Below are 18,715 nucleotides of genomic sequence, written 5' to 3'. Positions count from 1 at the left end.
TTATTGATTTTATTGAATGCTCAATCCTGCCACAGCACCGCCTCGGAGCGCGCGCTCCAGGCCTGGAACTGTGGGCCGTAGGTTGACTCGATAATGTTGCGTTTGATCTTCAGGGTCGGCGTCAGAAAGCCGTTTTCCACCGCCCAACTGTCCTTCACCACCACCAGTTGACGCAAGCGCTCGTGCTTATCCAGCACCTGGTTAACCTCTTCCAGCAAGCGTTCCAGGCTGGCGTGCAAGGATTGCCGGGCCTCGCCGGCGGCCTCCTGCTGGCCCACCGCAGACAGCACGCACAAGCCCATCGGCGCGCTCAGGCCATCGCCAACCACGCACACCTGTTCGATACGCCCGTGCTCTGCCAGGCGGTTTTCGATGGGTGCCGGCGCGACGTACTTGCCCTTGCTGGTCTTGAAAATTTCCTTGAGGCGCCCGGTCAGGCGCAAACGGCCTTCGGTATCCTGCTCGCCCTTGTCGCCGGTACGCAGAAAACCGTCCTCGGTGAGGGTCTCGGCGGTCTTCTGTGGGTCCTTGAAGTAACCGAGCATGGTCGCGCCGCTACGCACCTGGACCTCTCCGGCCGGGTCGATGCGCACCTCCACGTCCGGGCACGGCAGGCCGATCCAACCGATCTTCTGCTGGCCAGGACGACAGACATGGGAATAGCCACAGCTTTCGGTCATGCCATACACCTCCAGCACATCCAGGCCCAGGCGCTGGTACCAGCGCAGGAGCGCCTCGGGTACCGGTGCGGCCCCAGACAGGGCTACCCGCACCGCATCCAGCCCAAGGCCGGCAAGGACTTTGCGGCCGACACGCTTGCCGACAAACGGCAGGCGCAGCAGCAGGTCCAGGCGTTTTTCCGGGATTTTGCCGTACACGCCCATCTGGAATTTGGTCCAGATCCGCGGCACACCAAACAACGCCGTGGGCCGGGCGCGTTGCAGGTCGGTAAGGAAGGTGTCGAGGCTTTCGGCGAAAAACACCGTTTGCCCGGTATAGACCGCGGCCATCTCGACAAACATGCGCTCGGCCACATGGCACAGTGGCAAGTAGGACAGCAGGCGATCCCCCTCCCCCAGGCCGAACAACTCGGTGCCCCGGGTCGCGGCAAACGCCAGGCCGCCGAAGGTGTGCATCACGCCTTTGGGCAGACCCGTGGTGCCGGAGGTGTAGATGATGGTGGCCAGGTCTGTCGCCGCAGGCGCGGGGTCATCCTGAATCGGCGAACTGGCTTGCAGGTCGGCCCAGGTGAAGTCGAATTCGCCCTTGGGGCACAAAGGCAGGCTGATGGTCGCCAGCCCAGGCTTGATGCCCGGCGCTATGGCAGGCCAGTCGTCAAGCTTGCCGATAAACACCAACGCCGCCTCGGAATGCTCCAGCACATGGGCTACGGAGTCGGCGGTAAGGTTGGGATACAGCGGCACGGAGACATGCCCGGCCATCCAGATCGCCAGGTCGGCGATGATCCAGTGCGCGCAGTTCTTCGAGATCAGGGCAATGTGCGAACCCTGGGGCAGTTCCCGCGCACGCAGCCAATGGGCGGCACAACGGGCCTGGTGACCGGCTTCGCCCCAGGTGAGGGTCTGCACCTCGCCACCGCCAATGGGCTGGACCAGGAAGCGCTGGCGCGGATGGCGCGCCTCACGTTCAAAGAAAACCTGCAGCGGCAAACGAAAAGCGACAGACATGGGACGCGCTCCTGTGTGTTCCGACGGTAGCCAACCAAGCACTTGCTTGGTGGACTATTCCATGCACAAAGGAGCACTGCAAGTTCCTTACTGACACAACACAAATAAGTGTGGGAGCGGGCTTGCTCGCGAATGCGCAGTGTCAGCCACTCTATTCATTGGCTGATACACCGTATTCGCGAGCAAGCCCGCTCCCACAGTTGATTGTGTCGTGCCTGAACAATCAGGGGTTTTTGACGCTATTGAGGCTCATCAGCCCCGCCAGCGGAAAATTCCCTTCCAGCTCTGCCAGGCTGGCGGTGTGCATCGGTTGGGGCTGGCGCTGGTGCCCGTGCTGCAGAAAACTGATCAGGTTGCCCACCAACGGTTGATGGCTGACCAGCAGCACATTGTCATCGGTATCGAGTTTTTCCAGCACTTGCAGGGGGTTGCCGTCTGGCGTCAGCCACGGCACCGTGCGGATCTCTGGCACAAACCCCAACGCTTCGCGCACCAGTTGCGCGGTCTGTTGTGCCCGCACATAAGGGCTGGCGATGATCGCGCTGATGGGCTGGCCGATCAGGTGTGCGGCACTATGCAGCACCTCCTGGCGACCATGCTCGGTCAGGTTGCGTTGGGCATCGCTGGAAGCATGGGACTCGGCTTCACCGTGGCGCAACACCCACAGCTTCATAGCTTGGGCTCTTCATCGCGCACCGGGTGCGGGGCCGGCGGCACGCTGTGGGCGGCCTCGCCCTCCGGGGCGCGCGGGGTTGGCCAATCGGCGAAGGGCCAGGGTTTCTGCTCGCTGTGGAAGCTGCCAAAACGGCCAATCTGCGCAAGGAACTGGCTGAGGCTGTCGCCAAAGTTCATCAGGCCCAGGTTCGGTGCGCCGTAGATCAGGCGGTAGATCAACTGCACCACCACCAACGCGCCGAGGATAAACTGCGCCACTTGCCAGACCAGGGCAAACACCAGCATCCACAGGATGCGCAGGACGATAGATTCATACTTGGGTGCTGCTTTGGGATCGTTCATCGCGCGTTCCTCAGTTGAAACCACTGGTGGAAATAAAGTCGACATCAGTCTTGGGTTCGGCACGCATCAGCAACTCGATGACCTGGTTCAAGGTGCGCCCTTCGAACAGGATCGCGTGCAGGCCGGCGACCAACGGCATATAGACCCCGGTTTCCTGGGCCTTGGCCTTCAGCACTTTCAGGGTATTGACCCCTTCGGCCACTTCACCCAGGCGGGTGACGGCATCTTCCAGGCTCAAACCCTGGCCCAGGGCAAAGCCCACCTGGTAGTTGCGGCTTTTCGGCGACGAACAGGTGACGATCAGGTCGCCCACCCCGGCCAGGCCAAGGAAGGTCATGGGGTTGGCGCCCTGGTTGACCGCAAAGCGGGTCATTTCCGCCAGCGCGCGGGTGATCAGCATGCTCTTGGTGTTTTCCCCCATGCCCAGGGCCACCGCCATGCCGGCAATAATGGCGTAGACGTTTTTCAACGCGCCGCCCAGTTCCACGCCAAAGCGGTCGGCACTGGCGTAGACGCGGAAGGTCCGGCCATGCAGCACGGCCTGTACCTGTTCGCACAGCGCCTCGTCTTCACTGGCGACCACGGTCGCGGTCAGGGCGTGTTCGGCCACTTCCCGCGCCAGGTTCGGCCCGGAGAGCACACCGATGCGGGCCTGGGGAGCGATGTCCGCGAGGATTTCGCTCATCAGCTTGAAGGTCTGGGCCTCGATGCCTTTGGTCAGGCTGACCAGCATCTTGCCCGCCAGCCGTTCGGCATGGGGCGCCAGCACCGAGCGCAAAGCGCTGGAGGGCAACGCGACGAAGCACAGGTCGCAATCATCCAGGGTGGCCTGTAGGTCCGTGACCGGCGTAACGGCCGGATGAATCTTGATGCCCTTGAGGTAACGGGGGTTTTCGCGGTTGACCCGGATGGCCTCGGCCTGTTCAGGATCGCGCATCCACTGACGGACCTGATGGCCGTTTTCGGCCAGCAGATTAGCCACGGCGGTACCAAAACTTCCGCCTCCCAGGACCGCAATTGGGCGCTGTTCAGTCATATGCAATCCGTTAATCCATAGCAGTGGCGATGGCGGCATTATACGGGCCGGCCCGATGGCGGCCAGCCCTTCCGTAATTTCCCGCGATTGTCGGAAAATGGCCGAATAGACCACAGTAATTGCGATAGCGCCGACTGGCAAAAGCGCCCGCCTCAGTTAACATGGGCGGCTATCCGCAATTATCAAGGCCGTTCCGTGTATTTGGGCCCTCCTCCTCGTTCATCTCTGTTGCTGGCGCTGTTGGTCAGCACGCCGTTGCTGGCCGACGATCTGTTCCTCGACAACCAGCCGCTACCCCAAGTCCTCACGGCGACCCGACTCAAGCAGTCGGCCGCCGCGGTGCCTGGCAGCATGACGGTGATCGACAGCGAGCTGATCAAGGCCAGCGGCGCACGGGATATCGCCGAGTTGCTGCGCCTGGTGCCCGGGATGATGGTGGGCTACACCTCGGGCAACCAGGCTGCCGTCAATTATCACGGCACCAACGCCAGCGAAGCCCGGCGCATGCAGGTGCTGATCGATGGCCGCTCGGTGTACCGCGCCGGCCTCGCCACCGTGGACTGGAGCGATATTCCGGTAGCCATGGAGGATATCGAGCGAATCGAGGTGTTCCGTGGGCCCAATACCGTCAGCTACGGGGCCAATTCGCTGATGGCTGTGGTCAATATCCTCACCCGCTCGCCGGCCAACAGCCTGGGCACGCGGATGAAAATGACCCGGGGCGAGCGCGGGATCAACGACTGGTATGCCAGCCAGGGCCTGGGCTGGGACACCGGCAACCTGCGGCTATCGCTGTCCGGGCAACAGGACGACGGCTTTGACAGCGACCGCGTGGGCGCCGATTACCGCGATAGCCGGCGCCTCAACCGCTTCAGCCTGAAGGTCAGCCAGACCCTCGACCAGCAGCAGAGCATCGACTGGCAAATCAACGCCAAGGAAGGGACCAACCAGCGGCCGTATACCTACAAGCCGGTGTTTGCCGGGATTACCGATGGTGGCAATGATTCCGACGTCAGCGCCAAGGACTACGCCGCATCCCTGCGCTGGAACTTCGATTTCAACCCCGACCACAGCCTGTATATCCAGGGTTCGGCGCAGCAATGGGATCGCCGCCAGGTCTGGACGGCCTGTGATGCCAAGGTCTCGTTCAGCCCGGAGTTGACGCAACTGTGGCAAATGAACCCCAACTACGCTGAAAAGTTGGCGCGGCATATGAAGGACTATGAAAACGGTAGGCCCCCGCAAGGCTCCGCAGCAGAGCAGGCGCTGGCCGAAGAAGTCCTGAAACAATGGAATAACGGCGGCAAGGAAAGTGTCTGCGGCAACATCGACCAAAGCACCAAGGAAAGCCGCTACGACCTGGAAATCCAGGACACCCTGAGCCTGTCCGACAGCCTGCGCCTGGTCAGCGGCATGAATTACCGCTACGACCGCGCCGACTCCGACACCTACTTCAATGGCCGGCTGGACGACACCACCTGGCGCCTGTTCGGCCACCTGGAATGGCGCGCCAGCGAGCACTGGCTGTTGCAGGGTGGGGCGATGTACGAAAACACCGACCTGAGCGGCAACTCGCTGACGCCAAGGGTCGCGGTCAACTACTTGATCAACCCGCGCCACGGGTTGCGCGCGGTGTACTCCGAAGCCATCCGCTCGCCGGACATGTTCGAGAACAACGTCAACTGGAGTTATAAGGTCACGAACCTCAGCTCCCCCACCTACGGGCAGAACGTCGGCCAGTATTTCGTCAAGACCCGGGGCCCGGGCGATCTCGACAAAGAGCTGATGCGCTCCCGGGAGTTGGGCTACAACGGTTTTTTTGCCGATATCGGGCTGAACGTCGACGTCAAACTGTTCTATGACGAAATCACCGGCATGATCAGCGAGCCCTTGCGCAATAACCAATACATCGCCAGCAACAGCAACAGCTCGCGCTTTACCGGTACCGAGACCCAATTGGACTGGCACCTGAGTACCGCCGACCGCCTGCGCCTGACCTATGCTTATGTGGATGCCGACGCCAGCAACCCGCTGGACCGGCAACAGACCGCGCGCAACAGCGGTTCGGCGGGCTGGATGCGCGAATGGGGCCATGGCTGGTCCAGTGCGCTGTTCTATTATGGCAACGATGCACTCAACCAATATCGCTTTGAACGGGTCGACATGCGGGTCGCCAAACGCATCGCCCTGGGCAAGGCCAACCTGGAGCTGGCCGGCATGCTGCAACAACGCCTCGACCACCAGCCCACCACCCAGCTCGACAATAACTACGACCAGCGCCATGTGCTCTACTTCAGTGCCGAGTTAGAGTTCTGACATGAACCCTGCCCAGTCAAGGATGAGCGCCCTCTTTGGCGCCAGGTTCTGGCGCCGCTGCCTGCTGCTTGCCAGCCTGGCATTGGCCATGCCCGCGTGGAGCGCCGAAATCCTGCTGACCGCCGCCGAGGATGGCCCCGGTGTACAGGCCTTCGCCCAGGCCCTGCGCGAGCAACGTCCTGCCGACAGCGTCACGTTCAAGGCCCTGCCAGACATGCCCGCCCCCGGCCAACTGCCGGGCAGCACCCGCCTGATCCTGCTGGACCTGCCCAGCCTCGACTGGCGCCTGCAGGACACCCAGGGCCCGGCGACGCTGGTGCTGCGCACCAGCCGCCTGCAAGCCCGCGAGCGCCTGGGCAATCATGTGCCCGCCAAGATCAGCCTGTTGTGGAGCGACCCGCCGGTGGACCGGCAGTTGCGCCTGATCGCCAATATCCTGCCCCAGGCCCGGCGCATTGGCGTGCTGTACGGCAGCGATAGCGAATTCCTGCTGCCGGAGCTGCGCCAGCATGCGGCGGCCCTGGGCCTGGAAATCGTCGCCCAGCACTGGGACAACATCAACGACAGCCGCCCGCTGCTCAGCCTGTTCAAAAACAGCGATGTGTTGCTAGGGCTGGATGATCCGCAGTTGTACAACCCCAAAACCGTGAAAAACCTGCTGTTGAGCAGCTACGCCAGGCAATTGCCACTGATCGGGCCCAACGCCGGCTTCGTGCGGGCCGGCAGCCTGGCCAGCACCTACAGCGACCAGGCCGACTGGCTGAATGTGCTTGACCGCCTGCTCGATCGCCCGCAGGCCGGTTGGCCGCGCTCGCTGTACCCGGATCACTTCAAAGTCGTGGGCAACCCGCAAGTGGCGCGCTCGCTGGGAATCGAACAGGTGGACGAAACCGCCGTCGCGACCCGATTGGCCGAAGGGGAGAAACACCCATGACCTTGCGTCGCCGTTGGGATATCAACACCCGTACTCAGATCATCACCCTGGGCCCGGCCCTGTTGCTGACCTTGCTTTTAATCAGCTTTTTTACCTTCGTGCGGATCCAGGATCTGCGCCAGGAACTGGACCACACCGGCCAACTGATCGCCAACCAACTGGCCCCGGCCACCGAGTACGGCGTGATTTCGGGCAACAACGACGTGCTCGACAGCCTGCTGCGGGCCACCCTGGCCACGCCCCATGTGCGCTTCCTGGAAATCCAGGACAGCGCAGAAAACATCCTGGTGTACGTCGAGCAGCCCTCGGAAAAGCACGACCGCTCGCTGTCGGTAAAGATCTTCCAGGCGCCGATCCGCCTGCAGCATATCCAGCTGGGCAACGACTTTTTCCAGGACAGCACCGCGCAACCCAAGGCGCCACGGGCCGACTATCTGGGCCGGGTGATCGTCGGCATGTCCAATGACGCCTTCAGCCAGCGCCAACAGGAAATCCTCTTCAAGGCCGCAATCCTCGCACTGTTTGCCCTGCTCTTTACCTTCCTGCTGGCACGGCGCCTGGCCGCCAGCCTGTCGCAACCGATCAGCGCCATGGGCAATGCGGTCAAGGCGATCCAGCAGGGGGACTACAAGACCCCACTGCCGATTGTCGACGACTCCGAGCTGGGCGACCTGTCACGGCACATCAACAACCTCGCCGAAGGCCTGCACCACGCCAGCCGTGAGCAGCAGCAGGCCATGGCCCAATTGATCCAGACACGGGAAGAGGCCGAGCGCGCCAACAGTGCCAAGTCCGACTTCCTGGCGATGATGAGCCATGAACTGCGCACACCTATGAACGGTGTACTGGGCATGCTGCAATTGCTCGAAACCACGTCCATGACCGACGAGCAGACCGAGTACGCCGCACTGGCTTCGGAGTCCACCGAACACCTGCTCAAAGTCATCAACGATATCCTCGACTTCTCGCGTATCGAACGCTCAGCCCTGGAGCTTGAGCATATTCCGTTCAACCTGGTGGACCTGATCAACAGTTGCGCCCAGTCCTTCCAGCACAGCGCCATACAACGCGGGCTGGCCCTGGAATTGTCGATCCCGCCGGGCATGGAAGCTTTGCGCGTACAGGGCGACCCGACGCGGATCCGCCAGATCCTGGTGAACCTGATCGGCAATGCGCTGAAGTTCACCGAGCAAGGCACGGTCAGCGTCGAGCCCAACTGGCAGACCCTGGACCATGAGCTGCTGTGGTTTACCTGCACGGTACGCGACACAGGGATTGGCATCTCGGCCGAGCGCCTGGAACTGATGTTCGACGCCTTTCAGCAGGCGGACAGTTCTATCTCCAGGCGTTACGGTGGCACCGGCCTGGGCCTGCCGATTGCCCGCACCCTGGCCGAGCGCATGGGCGGCACCTTGCGTGCCCAGAGCGAGGAAGGCCTGGGGTCGGTGTTCACCCTGGAAATCCCCTTGGCGATCTACCAGCAGAGCCTGCCGCAGATCGCCCCGGACACCCAGCACAAAGCCAGCGCCGGTGAAGGCCGCCATGTGTTGCTGGTGGAGGATAATCCGGTCAACCGCACCGTGGTCGAAGCCATGCTGCGTAGCCTGGGGTTCGAGGTGAGCATCGCCACCGATGGCGCCGAAGCGATTCGCAGCGCCGAAAGCCTGATTTTCACGGCGATCCTGATGGACTGCCGGCTGCCGGTGATCGACGGCTATGAAGCGACACGCCAGATCCGCCAGTTGCCCGGCTGCGCCGACCTGCCGATCATTGCCCTGACGGCCAACGCGCTACAGGGTGATCGCGAGGCATGCCTGGCCGCAGGAATGAACGATTACCTGGCCAAGCCGTTCAAACGCACGGATTTGCAGCAAATCCTGCAACGCTGGGTGCATTAGATGGGCACCATCAGCCAACTGCGACTGGCGTGAAAGACGAAAGTGCGGCAGTCTTAGGCACCCAAGCGGGCCTATAAATAAGTCCGGTTTAAAATTTCAGTGCACAAGTGTACATTCATGTCCTTGATGCTGTGACTTTCACTACAACGCAATAGTCTACCTGTAGGCTGCCGACGTGAGGCAAGCACGCTTCAGTCGGTCGGGAAGATTTACCCGGCCCTGCCGCATGGGATTATTGAGGAGCTCGCATGACCAAACAAAACGCCTTTACCCGGGAAGACCTGCTGCGCTGCAGTCGCGGTGAGCTGTTCGGCCCAGGTAACGCGCAACTGCCCGCCCCGAATATGCTGATGGTGGATCGCATCACCCATATCAGCGAAGAGGGTGGCAAGTACGGCAAAGGTGAATTGGTCGCCGAGCTGGATATCACCCCGGACCTGTGGTTCTTCGCCTGCCATTTCGAAGGCGATCCGGTCATGCCGGGCTGCCTGGGCCTTGATGCCATGTGGCAACTGGTCGGCTTCTTCCTTGGCTGGCAAGGCCTGCCGGGCCGCGGTCGCGCCCTGGGTTCGGGCGAAGTGAAGTTCTTTGGCCAGGTCCTGCCGACCGCCAAGAAAGTCACCTACAACATTCAGATCAAGCGCGTCCTCAAGGGCAAGCTGAACCTGGCCATTGCCGATGGTTCGGTGAGCGTCGACGGTCGCGAGATCTACACCGCCGAAGGCCTTCGCGTCGGCGTGTTTACTTCCACTGACAACTTTTAAGGGTTATCCGCATGCGCCGCGTCGTTATCACTGGTCTGGGCATCGTTTCGTGCCTGGGCAATGACAAAGAGACCGTCTCCGCTAACCTGCGTGCAAGTCGCCCTGGCATCCGCTTCAACCCGGAATATGCCGAAATGGGTCTGCGTAGCCAGGTTTCCGGCTCCATCGACCTCCCCCTCGAAGAACTGATCGATCGCAAGATCTATCGCTTCGTTGGCCACGCCGCAGCTTATGCCTACCTGGCCATGAAAGACGCAATCGCCGACTCCGGCCTGAGCGACGACCAGGTATCCAACGTGCGCACCGGCCTGATCGCTGGCTCCGGCGGCGCGTCGACCTTGAACCAGATGGAAGCGCTGGACATCCTGCGCGAGAAAGGCGTCAAGCGCGTTGGCCCGTACCGCGTCACGCGGACCATGGGCAGCACCGTTTCCGCGTGCCTGGCCACTCCATTCCAGATCAAGGGCGTGAACTACTCGATCTCCTCCGCCTGCGCCACCAGTGCCCACTGCATTGGTACCGCTGTCGAGCAGATCCAGTTGGGCAAGCAAGACATCGTATTCGCCGGTGGCGGTGAAGAAGAACATTGGAGCCAGTCGTTCCTGTTCGACGCCATGGGCGCACTGTCCACCCAGTACAACGAAACCCCGGAAAAAGCCTCCCGTGCCTACGATGCCAAGCGTGACGGTTTCGTCATCGCCGGCGGCGGCGGCATGGTCGTGGTCGAGGAGCTGGAACACGCCCTGGCCCGTGGCGCGAAGATCTACGCGGAAATCGTCGGCTACGGCGCCACTTCCGACGGCTACGACATGGTTGCGCCAAGCGGCGAAGGTGCCATTCGTTGCATGCAGATGGCCATGGCCACCGTCGATACACCCATCGACTACCTGAACACCCATGGCACCTCCACTCCGGTGGGCGACTCCAAGGAAATGGAAGGCGTGCGTGCGGTCTTCGGCGACAAGGCTCCGGCTATCAGCTCCACCAAGAGCCTGTCGGGTCACTCCCTGGGCGCCGCTGGCGTTCACGAAGCGATCTACTGCCTGCTGATGATGGAAGGCAACTTCATGGCGGGCTCGGCCAACATCGAAGAGTTGGACCCAGCCGTTGCTGATATGCCGATCCTGACCAAGACCCGTGAAGATGCCACCATCAACACGGTCATGAGCAACAGCTTCGGCTTTGGTGGCACCAATGCCACCTTGGTACTGAAACGCTGGCAGGGTAAGTAATACCCCGCAGGTTGTACATGTGAAAACGCCCCGACTGGTTCGGGGCGTTTTTTATTGGGTGGGGTTAATGCTGGACCGTGTCGCCTTCATCGCAGGCAAGCCAGCTCCCACATTGATCGCATTCCAACGCGGTCAAATGTGGGAGCTGGCTTGCCTGCGATGGCGATCTTCAGCCCTACACCGAAAACCGCGCCACCATACTGTTGAGGTCCACCGCCAACCGCGACAACTCATGGCTCGCCGCACTGGTCTGATTGGCGCCCGCCGATGTCTGCATCGCCAGGTCGCGGATATTCATCAGGTTGCGGTCCACTTCCCGCGCCACCGCCGCCTGCTGCTCCGACGCGCTGGCGATCACCAGGTTGCGCTCGTTGATCAGGGTGAACGCCGAGGCAATCTCCTCCAACGCAGTGCCTGCTGACTTGGCGATGTCCAGGGTCGCACGTGCCCGGCCATTACTCTGTTGCATGGAACTGACGGCCTGATCGGTGCCCTGCTGAATCCCGCCGATCATCTGCTCGATTTCCCGGGTCGATTGCTGGGTGCGATGGGCCAGGGCCCGCACTTCATCGGCGACCACCGCAAAACCCCGTCCGGCCTCGCCCGCCCGCGCCGCCTCGATCGCCGCATTCAGCGCCAGCAGATTGGTCTGTTCGGCAATGGAGCGAATCACATCCAATACCTTGCTGATGCCGTACACCTTCTGCGCCAAGTCCTCGACCTGGGTGGCATTGGCAGTCACGTCGTCGGCCAGGGACTCGATCGACAACACCGTCTGGTGCACCTGCTCGCGCCCGTGCTGGGCAATGCGATCGGACTCCCGCGAGGCCTGTGAGGTGGCTACTGCGTTACTGGCCACCTCCTCCACCGCTGCGGTCATCTGGTTGACCGCCGTGGCGGCCTGTTCGATTTCCTGGCTTTGCTGGTGCAGGCCACGGGTGGCGTCTTCGGTGACACTACTGAGTTCCTCGGAAGCAGAAGCCAGTTGGTTGGAAGAGTCGGAAATGCGCCGGATCGTCTCGCGCAGGTTTTCCTGCATGCTCTTGAGCGCCTGTTGCAGGCGCGCTGGCTCGTCCTTGCCGCTGACGGTGATCTCGCCGGTCAAGTCGCCGCTGGCGACCCCCTGGGCGACCCTCACCGACTGCGCCAGTGGCAACACGATACTGCGGGTCAACAAAACGGCCAGGGCGATGGTAATCAGCGCGGTCACGGCGATCATGCCGATCACCCAGATTCGCGACTGACTGAATACCCGCTGGGCCAAGTCTGCCGCCTGGTTGGCGCTGTCCTTGTTGAGTGTGACCAGTTCGCCGAGGGTGCCGGCCAAGGCATCGGCCAGATGATTCATCTCGCCGTTGACCACCTTGATCGCCTCCTCCACCTGATTTTGCCGGGAGAACGCCATGACCTGCTCCTGGCGTTGCAGGTATTGCTGCTCCTCGACCTTGAAGCGGTCGAACAGCACTCGCTCCTGGGGCAGGACGATCAGCGCGTCATACAGCGACTGCGCGTTGTGCAGCTGCTTTTTGATATCGCTGATTTTCTGTTCATTCTGCGCCACCGCCTGCGGGTCGCGGTTGACCAGTAGACGCAAGGTCAAGGCCCGCACCCGCAGCAGGTCCTGATTCATTTCGCCGACGGCCATCACGCTGGGCAGCCAGTTGGTTTCCACCTGGTCCGATTGCTCGCGCATATTGGCCATTTGCATCAAGGCGAACCCGCCCAGCACAAACACCATCAACGCCAACAATCCAAAACCCAGGCCTGCACGCGGAGCGATATTGAGACTTCTGATACTCATTGCGCTGATTCCTTTCAAGAGCGCTGCATCCACCTGCAGCGGGTTGCTCATGAAAGGTATCGGCGTCTTCGACTTTTTGCGTAAGACGAAAACGCGATATCAAAACGCCTTTATCCAACGACTGCATGACTGTAGCGATTCAGCGCACGGTAAAGCTCTTCTGGGTCAGCAAGCGGTCACCCTGGAACACCATGAATCGCCATTCGCCCGGCACCACTTCGTGGCTTTCGGTGAACTCATAGGCCATCACGTCCTGAGGCGCACCGGGCACCAGTTTCTGGGTCACTTCGAATTTGTCATGGCGCTGGCCGTCGGCCGTACGGATGCCGGGGGTGAAGTAGAGCAAGGTCAGCGGGGTATCTTCGGCGCCCTTGCCCAGCAACTGGTAGCGCAGGCCAAACTTGGTGCCCAGCTTGGCCGGCACCTCGGTGGTGGCCTGGATCTGTTCGTTGCTGCGCCGCAATACGCGCTCGCCCGACTGCAGCTCGGCTTTGGGTCCTTCAAACACGCCGAATTCCACCGGGCCTTCGATACGGACTTCGGCACTGGCCAGGCCGCTGATCATCATCAATGCCGCCAGGGCGCTTAAACGGGTGAGGTGCATAGTGGGCTCCTTGAGTGAGATGGCGGGAGCTTATGACACCGGTATGACGGGACGATGACAAACCCGATCAGCGCGCCTTGGGCAAAATCGCGAGGAAATTGTCCCGCGCAACTTTTCGCGCAACGTCTTCAGGCAAGGCATCAAGGAAAGGATTGAAGCTACGCATTTCCTTACCCAGCTTGTTGAACCGCCCTACAACATCAGACCCCAGCATAAAGCGCTCCGGGAACCGCTCTACCAGCTCCAGCCACTCCGGCCGGGGCTTTCCCGCCTCATCCAGCAAATAGGGGTTGAGCACGCTCCAGGACAGGTCGACGTACAGGTTGGGATAGGCCTCCAGCATCCGGCTCAGGGTCGGCAGCAGGAAGTCCAGCTGCGTCTGGTGCCGGTGGATCTCCATGCTGGTGCCGGCATGGGCCCAGATAAACCGGGTGTGCGGATGATTGCGCAGCGGCTCTTCGATTTCTGCCAGATACAGAGGATTGCGCTCGCGCTTGGAGGTGATGTTGGAATGCACCAGCACCGGCAGGTCATTCTCGGCGGCCAGGTGATAAATCCGCGTCATGGCCTCGTTATTGGCCCGTGGCGTGTCGCCGGAGGTCAGTGCCGTTAGATCATCGTGGCGGGTGAAGACTTCACCGATGCCCTGCCACAGCCCTGGATTGAGGTCGAGCATGCGCTGTATATGGGCCTCGGAGTTCTTGTCGTTAGGGTTGAAGCCGCTGAGGAACGGATGGAAATGCTGGCGCTGTTCGGCGGTCAGCTTGTTGACCGCAGCGGCCACGATCACATCGGTGGCGCTGTACCAATAGGCATCCGCGTCATCACCGGCGTAATAGCGCGGGCGTTTGGGCTCGTCTTCATGCCATTTCTTTGCCACGGGCACGCCGGAAATCATCACATGCTCGATGCGATTGGCCGCCATGGCCTTGAGCAGCTTGTCCATGCCTGCCGTCTCCTGGAAGAAGTCGACGTAATGCAGGTGCGCGTCGCTGTAGGCATAGTCGCGGGCGTGCACGGCCAGGCTGCTGGCGCTAAGCAAGAGGGCAAGGGTCAGGTGGGTCCAGGGCACGATAAAATCTCAATCCAGGTTAAGTGAGGTAGACCGCCGGTGACTTGCCAGGGTTCATCCGGCAAAAAACGCGGAACACTCCGATGCCAGCATGCTCTATAACTGCATGACGTTCATCCTGCCACCTTGTGAGGTTTACCATGCCCGTTATCGTCAACACGCTGAACACCGAGAACTTTCGCCATAGCGTCAACATCAATAACCACGAGATGTTTACCGACCTGCCCAAGAGCCTGGGTGGCGACGACTCGGCGCCCTCGCCCCACGATTACTTCGACGCCGCGCTGGCCTCGTGCAAAGCCCTGACCGTCAAACTGTATGCACAGAAAAAAGACATCCCCCTGACTGGCGTGACCGTGGAAGTGACCCATGACAGCAGCGAGGAGCAAAAGGGCAAATACAAGCTCAACGTCAAGCTGACCCTCAAGGGCGTGCTCACCGACGAGCAGCGCGCTGAACTGCATCGCGTGGCCGACAAGTGCCCGGTGCACAAACTGATGACCACCGCCGAGATCAACATCGAGACCCAGCTCGCCGAAGGTGCATTCAGCCAATAACACCGGTTCCCTGTCTGGCGGGTTATGCTCAAGCCCTACGAACCCGCTCAGACAGGGATGCTCCATGACCACCGTGACCGTGATCCGCCCGCGCCCAGAAGATGTCGAAGGCCAACCTATCCTGCGCCCGCTGCCCTCGCGAGAGTGCCGCAGCGTGGGGCCCTTCGTGTTTTTCGACCATATGCTCCAGACCCGCTACGCGCCCGGCAGCGGCATGAATATCCGCCAGCATCCGCATATCGGCCTGTCGACCCTCACCTACCTGTTTGAAGGCGAACTGCTGCACAGGGACAGCCTCGGCTCCGACCAAGTGGTGCAGGCCGGCGATGTCAGCTGGATGACTGCGGGCAGCGCCATCGCCCACGTCGAACGCACGCCCGACGCGCTCAAGGCCAAGGGTTTCAACCTGCACGGCCTGCAGGTGTGGCTGGCATCGCCCAAGGCCCATGAGCAGGGCCCGGGGCATTACAGCCATCACCCCGCCACCAGCCTGCCGGTCAGCGACAACCTCGGCGTGACGATCCGCTTGATCGCCGGCAGTGGCTTCTGCCTGGAGTCACCGGTGCCCGTGCTGTCGCCGACGCTGTATGCCGAGGTTCATATGCAAACCGCCACCACCCTGCTGATTCCTGATGAACATGAGGAACGGGCGGTGTACGTGCTAGACGGTGATGCGCAATTGGACGGCGAACCGGTGCAGGCCCATAGCCTGGTGGTGCTGCCGGCAGGCCAGAGCATGGCGCTGTTTGCCGAGACCGAATGCCACCTGGTGATCTTCGGTGGCGCGCCGCTGGACGGGCCACGGCGGATCAATTGGAATTTTGTCGCCAGTGATCCGGCGTTGATCGAACAGGCGCGTCAGCGCTGGGCGGCCGGGGATTGGCCGACGGTGCCGGGGGAAAGCGGGAGAATTGAGTTGCCTGTGAGGTAGCTATCGCGGGCAAGCCCGCTCCCACACTTATGGTGTTCACAAATCAACATGTGGGAGCGGGCTTGCCCGCGATAAGGCCCTGACAGGCGCTGAAGACTCAGCCCCCGAACACTTCATCCAACAAATTATGCATCGCCTGGAACGCCCGACCAGCCGTCTTGGCGTCGTACATCATCTTGCCCGGCACATTGGCATGGGGATCGGTGAACGAATGCACCGCGCCGCCGTAGTTGAGCAATTGCCAATCGACACCGGCCGCGTTCATCTCATCTTCAAATGCAGGCAGTTGCTCCCTGGGCACCAACGGATCGCTCGCACCATGCAACACCAGCACTGCCCCCTTGATAATCTTCGCGTCCGCCGGGTTTGGCGTATCCAGGGTGCCATGGAACGACACCGCAGCCTTCAACGCCGCACCGGTACGCGCCAGCTCCAAAGCGCAGCAACCGCCAAAGCAGAAGCCAAAGGTCGCCAGCTTCGAGGTATCGACAGCGGCTTCGACCTGGCCTTGCAGTTGCTCAAAGGCCGCCTGCATGCGCGTGTTCAGCAGCCCACGGTCATTTTTCAACGGCATCATCGCCGCCCCGGCCTCATCGCCATTGGACGGGCGCACCTGCTGCCCATACAGATCGGCGATCAACACCACATAGCCCTTGGCGGCTACGGCCTTGGCGATCTCTTCGGCGCCGGCGCTGACGCCCATCCAGTTCGGCGCCATCAACAGGCCCGGCAGCGGGCCCTTGTGGCTGGCGTCGAAGGCCAGGCGGCTTTCATAAGGCTGGCCATCAATCTGATAGACCACGGAACGCACGGTGACTTGGCTCATCATTTACTCCAGTGAGAATGGATTAACGCGGTTCCCTGTAGGAGACAAGCTCGCGCCTACAGCAGAGCCATAACGAAAAACCCCGCCGAAGCGGGGTTTTCTTGCAGCGTTGTTAAACCGACAGTTCAACCAACAGCTTGTTCAGTCGGCGCACATAAGCTGCCGGGTCTTTCAAGCTATCCCCTGCAGCCAGGGCCGCCTGGTCGAAGAGGATGTGCGACAGGTCGCCAAAGCGCTCTTCACTCTGCTCGCCGTCGAGTTTCTCGATCAGCGGGTGAGCCGGGTTGAATTCGAAGATCGGCTTGGAATCCGGCACCTTCTGCCCGCTGGCTTCGAGGATCTGGCGCATCTGCATGCCCAGGTCCTGCTCGCCGATGGCCAGGATCGCCGGGGAATCGGTCAGACGGTGGGAAACCCGCACTTCGCTGACAGCATCGCCCAGGGCGGTCTTGATGCGTTCAACCAGGCCTTCTTTGGACTTGGCCACTTCTTCAGCGGCTTTTTTGTCCTCTTCCGAATCCAGGTTACCCAGGTCCAGGTCACCACGGGCCACGTCGACAAAGGATTTGCCGTCGAACTCGCTGAGATAGCTCATCAGCCACTCGTCGATGCGGTCGGTCAGCAGCAGCACTTCGATGCCTTTCTTGCGGAAGACTTCCAGGTGCGGGCTGTTCTTGACCTGGGCGTAGGTTTCGCCAGTCAGGTAGTAGATCTTGTCCTGACCTTCCTTGGCGCGCGCCAGGTACTCGGCCAGGGACACAACCTGCTCGCCGTCTTCACCTTGAGTCGAGGCAAAACGCAGCAGGCCGGCGATTTTTTCCTTGTTGGCAAAATCTTCCGCCGGGCCTTCTTTCATGACCTGGCCGAAGTTTTTCCAGAAGCCTTTGTATTGCTCAGGCTCGTTCTTCGCCAGCTTTTCCAGCATGTCCAGCACACGCTTGGTCAACGCCGACTTCATGGAGTCGATGATCGGGTCTTTCTGCAGGATTTCCCGCGACACGTTCAGCGACAGGTCGTTGGAGTCCACTACGCCCTTGATAAAGCGCAGGTACAGCGGCAGGAAGGACTCCGCCTGATCCATCACGAATACGCGCTGTACGTACAGCTTCAGGCCCTTGGGCGCTTCGCGCTGGTACAGGTCGAACGGAGCACGGGCCGGGACGTACAGCAACGAGCTATATTCCAGCTTGCCTTCAACCTTATTGTGGCTCCAGCTCAGCGGGTTTTCGTAGTCATGGGCGATGTGCTTGTAGAACTCCTGGTATTCCTCGTCCTTCACTTCAGTGCGCGGACGGGTCCAAAGGGCGCTGGCGCGGTTGACCACTTCCCATTCCTGGGCTGGGGCCTCCTCGCCTTCGACAGCCGCTTGTTCTTTCGGCAATTCGATGGGCAGCGCGATATGGTCGGAGTACTTCTTGATGATGTTGCGCAGGCGCCAGCCATCGGCGAATTCGTCTTCACCGGCCTTGAGGTGCAGCACGATGCGGGTACCGCGGTCAGCCTTATCAACGGTGGCGATTTCGAATTCGCCCTCGCCTTTGGAGGACCAGTGCACGCCTTCGCTGGCATCAAGACCGGCGCGGCGGCTGAATACTTCAACTTTGTCGGCAACAATAAAGGCCGAGTAGAAGCCCACACCGAACTGGCCGATCAGGTGCGAATCTTTCTTCTGGTCGCCCGAGAGGTTCTTCATGAAATCGGCGGTGCCGGATTTGGCGATGGTGCCCAAATGGGTAATCGCGTCTTCACGGCTCATGCCGATGCCGTTGTCTTCGAGGGTGACGGTCTTGGCGTCCTTGTCGAAGCTCACACGGATTTTCAGTTCCGCGCCACCTTCCAGCAACTCAGGCTTGGACAGGGCTTCGAAACGTAATTTGTCGACAGCGTCAGAGGCGTTCGAGATCAATTCGCGAAGGAAGATTTCCTTGTTGGAATACAGCGAATGGATCATGAGGTGCAGCAGCTGCTTCACCTCGGTCTGGAAGCCCAGGGTTTCCTTTTGAGTTTCCACACTCATGGTCATCAAACTCCAATTGGAT

General features: G+C 61.1%; 16 protein-coding genes and 1 pseudogene. 7 read left to right on the top strand and 10 right to left on the bottom strand.

The genetic code is table 11. The features are described from left to right. Nucleotides 1–20: 20 nt before the first annotated feature. From FIV38_RS13725 to FIV38_RS13710, 4 genes are all read right to left on the bottom strand, one after another. The gene (locus tag FIV38_RS13725; RefSeq protein WP_092234752.1) at nt 21–1,688 is read right to left on the bottom strand and encodes an AMP-binding protein; all 1,668 of its coding nucleotides are present in this window, start codon (nt 1,686–1,688) and stop codon (nt 21–23) included. Nucleotides 1,689–1,911: 223 nt separating this feature from the next. Next, entirely contained in the window at nt 1,912–2,361 is a 450-nt protein-coding gene (gene sixA / locus FIV38_RS13720) for a phosphohistidine phosphatase SixA (protein ID WP_092234749.1), read from the bottom strand. After that, on the bottom strand, nt 2,358–2,705 hold the full coding sequence (locus FIV38_RS13715) for a DUF4389 domain-containing protein (RefSeq protein ID WP_029292722.1): 348 nt from the start codon (nt 2,703–2,705) through the stop codon (nt 2,358–2,360). Before FIV38_RS13715 ends, sixA begins: the two co-directional genes overlap by 4 nt. Before the next feature lie 10 nt (nt 2,706–2,715). After that, on the bottom strand, nt 2,716–3,741 hold the full coding sequence (locus FIV38_RS13710) for an NAD(P)H-dependent glycerol-3-phosphate dehydrogenase (RefSeq protein WP_029292720.1): 1,026 nt from the start codon (nt 3,739–3,741) through the stop codon (nt 2,716–2,718). A 195-nt stretch (nt 3,742–3,936) separates the two neighbouring features. On the opposite strand from FIV38_RS13710, the gene FIV38_RS13705 reads away from it, so the two are divergent. From FIV38_RS13705 to fabB, 5 genes are all read left to right on the top strand, one after another. After that, nucleotides 3,937–6,057: a TonB-dependent receptor plug domain-containing protein gene (locus FIV38_RS13705; protein ID WP_092234746.1), complete on the top strand. Its 2,121-nt coding sequence runs from the start codon at nt 3,937–3,939 to the stop codon at nt 6,055–6,057. Nucleotide 6,058: 1 nt separating this feature from the next. After that, nucleotides 6,059–6,991, top strand: a complete 933-nt coding sequence (locus FIV38_RS13700) for an ABC transporter substrate-binding protein (protein WP_235861007.1) — start codon at nt 6,059–6,061, stop codon at nt 6,989–6,991. Continuing rightward, nucleotides 6,988–8,889, top strand: coding sequence for an ATP-binding protein (locus FIV38_RS13695; RefSeq protein WP_092234679.1), 1,902 nt, complete (start codon nt 6,988–6,990; stop codon nt 8,887–8,889). Before FIV38_RS13700 ends, FIV38_RS13695 begins: the two co-directional genes overlap by 4 nt. A gap of 248 nt (nt 8,890–9,137) precedes the next feature. Next, nucleotides 9,138–9,653 (top strand): 3-hydroxyacyl-[acyl-carrier-protein] dehydratase FabA, encoded by a 516-nt coding sequence (gene fabA, locus FIV38_RS13690; protein WP_010211704.1) that lies wholly within the window; start codon nt 9,138–9,140, stop codon nt 9,651–9,653. Between the two features lie 11 nt (nt 9,654–9,664). Further along, nucleotides 9,665–10,885, top strand: a complete 1,221-nt coding sequence (fabB, locus tag FIV38_RS13685) for a beta-ketoacyl-ACP synthase I (RefSeq protein ID WP_092234675.1) — start codon at nt 9,665–9,667, stop codon at nt 10,883–10,885. 175 nt (nt 10,886–11,060) lie between these two features. Here fabB and FIV38_RS30940 read toward each other — a convergent pair whose 3' ends face one another. The 4 genes and pseudogenes from FIV38_RS30940 to FIV38_RS13670 all read right to left on the bottom strand — a co-directional run bounded on the left by FIV38_RS30940 (nt 11,061) and on the right by FIV38_RS13670 (nt 14,362). Next, nucleotides 11,061–11,924, bottom strand: a complete 864-nt coding sequence (locus FIV38_RS30940; protein WP_405045201.1) for a methyl-accepting chemotaxis protein — start codon at nt 11,922–11,924, stop codon at nt 11,061–11,063. Further along, a pseudogene (locus FIV38_RS30935) lies at nt 11,916–12,686 on the bottom strand (MCP four helix bundle domain-containing protein); the annotation flags it as partial. The pseudogene FIV38_RS30935 and the gene FIV38_RS30940, both read right to left, overlap by 9 nt. 139 nt (nt 12,687–12,825) lie before the next feature. Continuing rightward, the gene (locus tag FIV38_RS13675) at nt 12,826–13,290 is read right to left on the bottom strand and encodes a DUF3859 domain-containing protein (RefSeq protein ID WP_092234668.1); all 465 of its coding nucleotides are present in this window, start codon (nt 13,288–13,290) and stop codon (nt 12,826–12,828) included. 67 nt (nt 13,291–13,357) lie between these two features. Beyond that, the gene (locus tag FIV38_RS13670) at nt 13,358–14,362 is read right to left on the bottom strand and encodes an amidohydrolase family protein (protein WP_029292703.1); all 1,005 of its coding nucleotides are present in this window, start codon (nt 14,360–14,362) and stop codon (nt 13,358–13,360) included. A gap of 140 nt (nt 14,363–14,502) precedes the next feature. On the opposite strand from FIV38_RS13670, the gene FIV38_RS13665 reads away from it, so the two are divergent. Beyond that, complete coding sequence (locus FIV38_RS13665; RefSeq protein ID WP_092234665.1) at nt 14,503–14,919, top strand: OsmC family protein; 417 nt, start codon at nt 14,503–14,505, stop codon at nt 14,917–14,919. A 64-nt stretch (nt 14,920–14,983) separates the two neighbouring features. Further along, nucleotides 14,984–15,850 carry a pirin family protein gene (locus tag FIV38_RS13660; RefSeq protein ID WP_092234662.1) on the top strand — a complete coding sequence of 289 codons (867 nt, stop codon included), beginning with the start codon at nt 14,984–14,986 and terminating at the stop codon, nt 15,848–15,850. A gap of 97 nt (nt 15,851–15,947) precedes the next feature. Here FIV38_RS13660 and FIV38_RS13655 read toward each other — a convergent pair whose 3' ends face one another. Both FIV38_RS13655 and htpG read right to left on the bottom strand, forming a co-directional pair. Then, on the bottom strand, nt 15,948–16,676 hold the full coding sequence (locus FIV38_RS13655; RefSeq protein ID WP_092234659.1) for a dienelactone hydrolase family protein: 729 nt from the start codon (nt 16,674–16,676) through the stop codon (nt 15,948–15,950). Between the two features lie 112 nt (nt 16,677–16,788). Next, entirely contained in the window at nt 16,789–18,693 is a 1,905-nt protein-coding gene (gene htpG / locus FIV38_RS13650; RefSeq protein ID WP_092237345.1) for a molecular chaperone HtpG, read from the bottom strand. Nucleotides 18,694–18,715 lie beyond the last annotated feature (22 nt).

This window comes from Pseudomonas proteolytica, from assembly GCF_007858275.1.
Taxonomy (GTDB): Bacteria; Pseudomonadota; Gammaproteobacteria; order Pseudomonadales; family Pseudomonadaceae; genus Aquipseudomonas; species Aquipseudomonas proteolytica.
This window is presented reverse-complemented; position numbering and strand designations above follow the sequence as displayed.

Bases quoted from the DNA above. Each gene is read 5' to 3' on its own strand.
- FIV38_RS30940 (WP_405045201.1), bottom strand. From the start codon at position 11,924: ATGCAGGAAAACCTGCGCGAGACGATCCGGCGCATTTCCGACTCTTCC.
- htpG (WP_092237345.1), bottom strand. From the start codon at position 18,693: ATGAGTGTGGAAACTCAAAAGGAAACCCTGGGCTTCCAGACCGAGGTG.
- FIV38_RS13715 (WP_029292722.1), bottom strand. From the start codon at position 2,705: ATGAACGATCCCAAAGCAGCACCCAAGTATGAATCTATCGTCCTGCGC.
- FIV38_RS13655 (WP_092234659.1), bottom strand. From the start codon at position 16,676: ATGAGCCAAGTCACCGTGCGTTCCGTGGTCTATCAGATTGATGGCCAG.
- sixA (WP_092234749.1), bottom strand. From the start codon at position 2,361: ATGAAGCTGTGGGTGTTGCGCCACGGTGAAGCCGAGTCCCATGCTTCC.
- FIV38_RS13725 (WP_092234752.1), bottom strand. From the start codon at position 1,688: ATGTCTGTCGCTTTTCGTTTGCCGCTGCAGGTTTTCTTTGAACGTGAG.
- FIV38_RS13665 (WP_092234665.1), top strand. From the start codon at position 14,503: ATGCCCGTTATCGTCAACACGCTGAACACCGAGAACTTTCGCCATAGC.
- FIV38_RS13710 (WP_029292720.1), bottom strand. From the start codon at position 3,741: ATGACTGAACAGCGCCCAATTGCGGTCCTGGGAGGCGGAAGTTTTGGT.
- FIV38_RS13695 (WP_092234679.1), top strand. From the start codon at position 6,988: ATGACCTTGCGTCGCCGTTGGGATATCAACACCCGTACTCAGATCATC.
- FIV38_RS13675 (WP_092234668.1), bottom strand. From the start codon at position 13,290: ATGCACCTCACCCGTTTAAGCGCCCTGGCGGCATTGATGATGATCAGC.
- fabA (WP_010211704.1), top strand. From the start codon at position 9,138: ATGACCAAACAAAACGCCTTTACCCGGGAAGACCTGCTGCGCTGCAGT.
- FIV38_RS13700 (WP_235861007.1), top strand. From the start codon at position 6,059: ATGAACCCTGCCCAGTCAAGGATGAGCGCCCTCTTTGGCGCCAGGTTC.
- FIV38_RS13660 (WP_092234662.1), top strand. From the start codon at position 14,984: ATGACCACCGTGACCGTGATCCGCCCGCGCCCAGAAGATGTCGAAGGC.
- fabB (WP_092234675.1), top strand. From the start codon at position 9,665: ATGCGCCGCGTCGTTATCACTGGTCTGGGCATCGTTTCGTGCCTGGGC.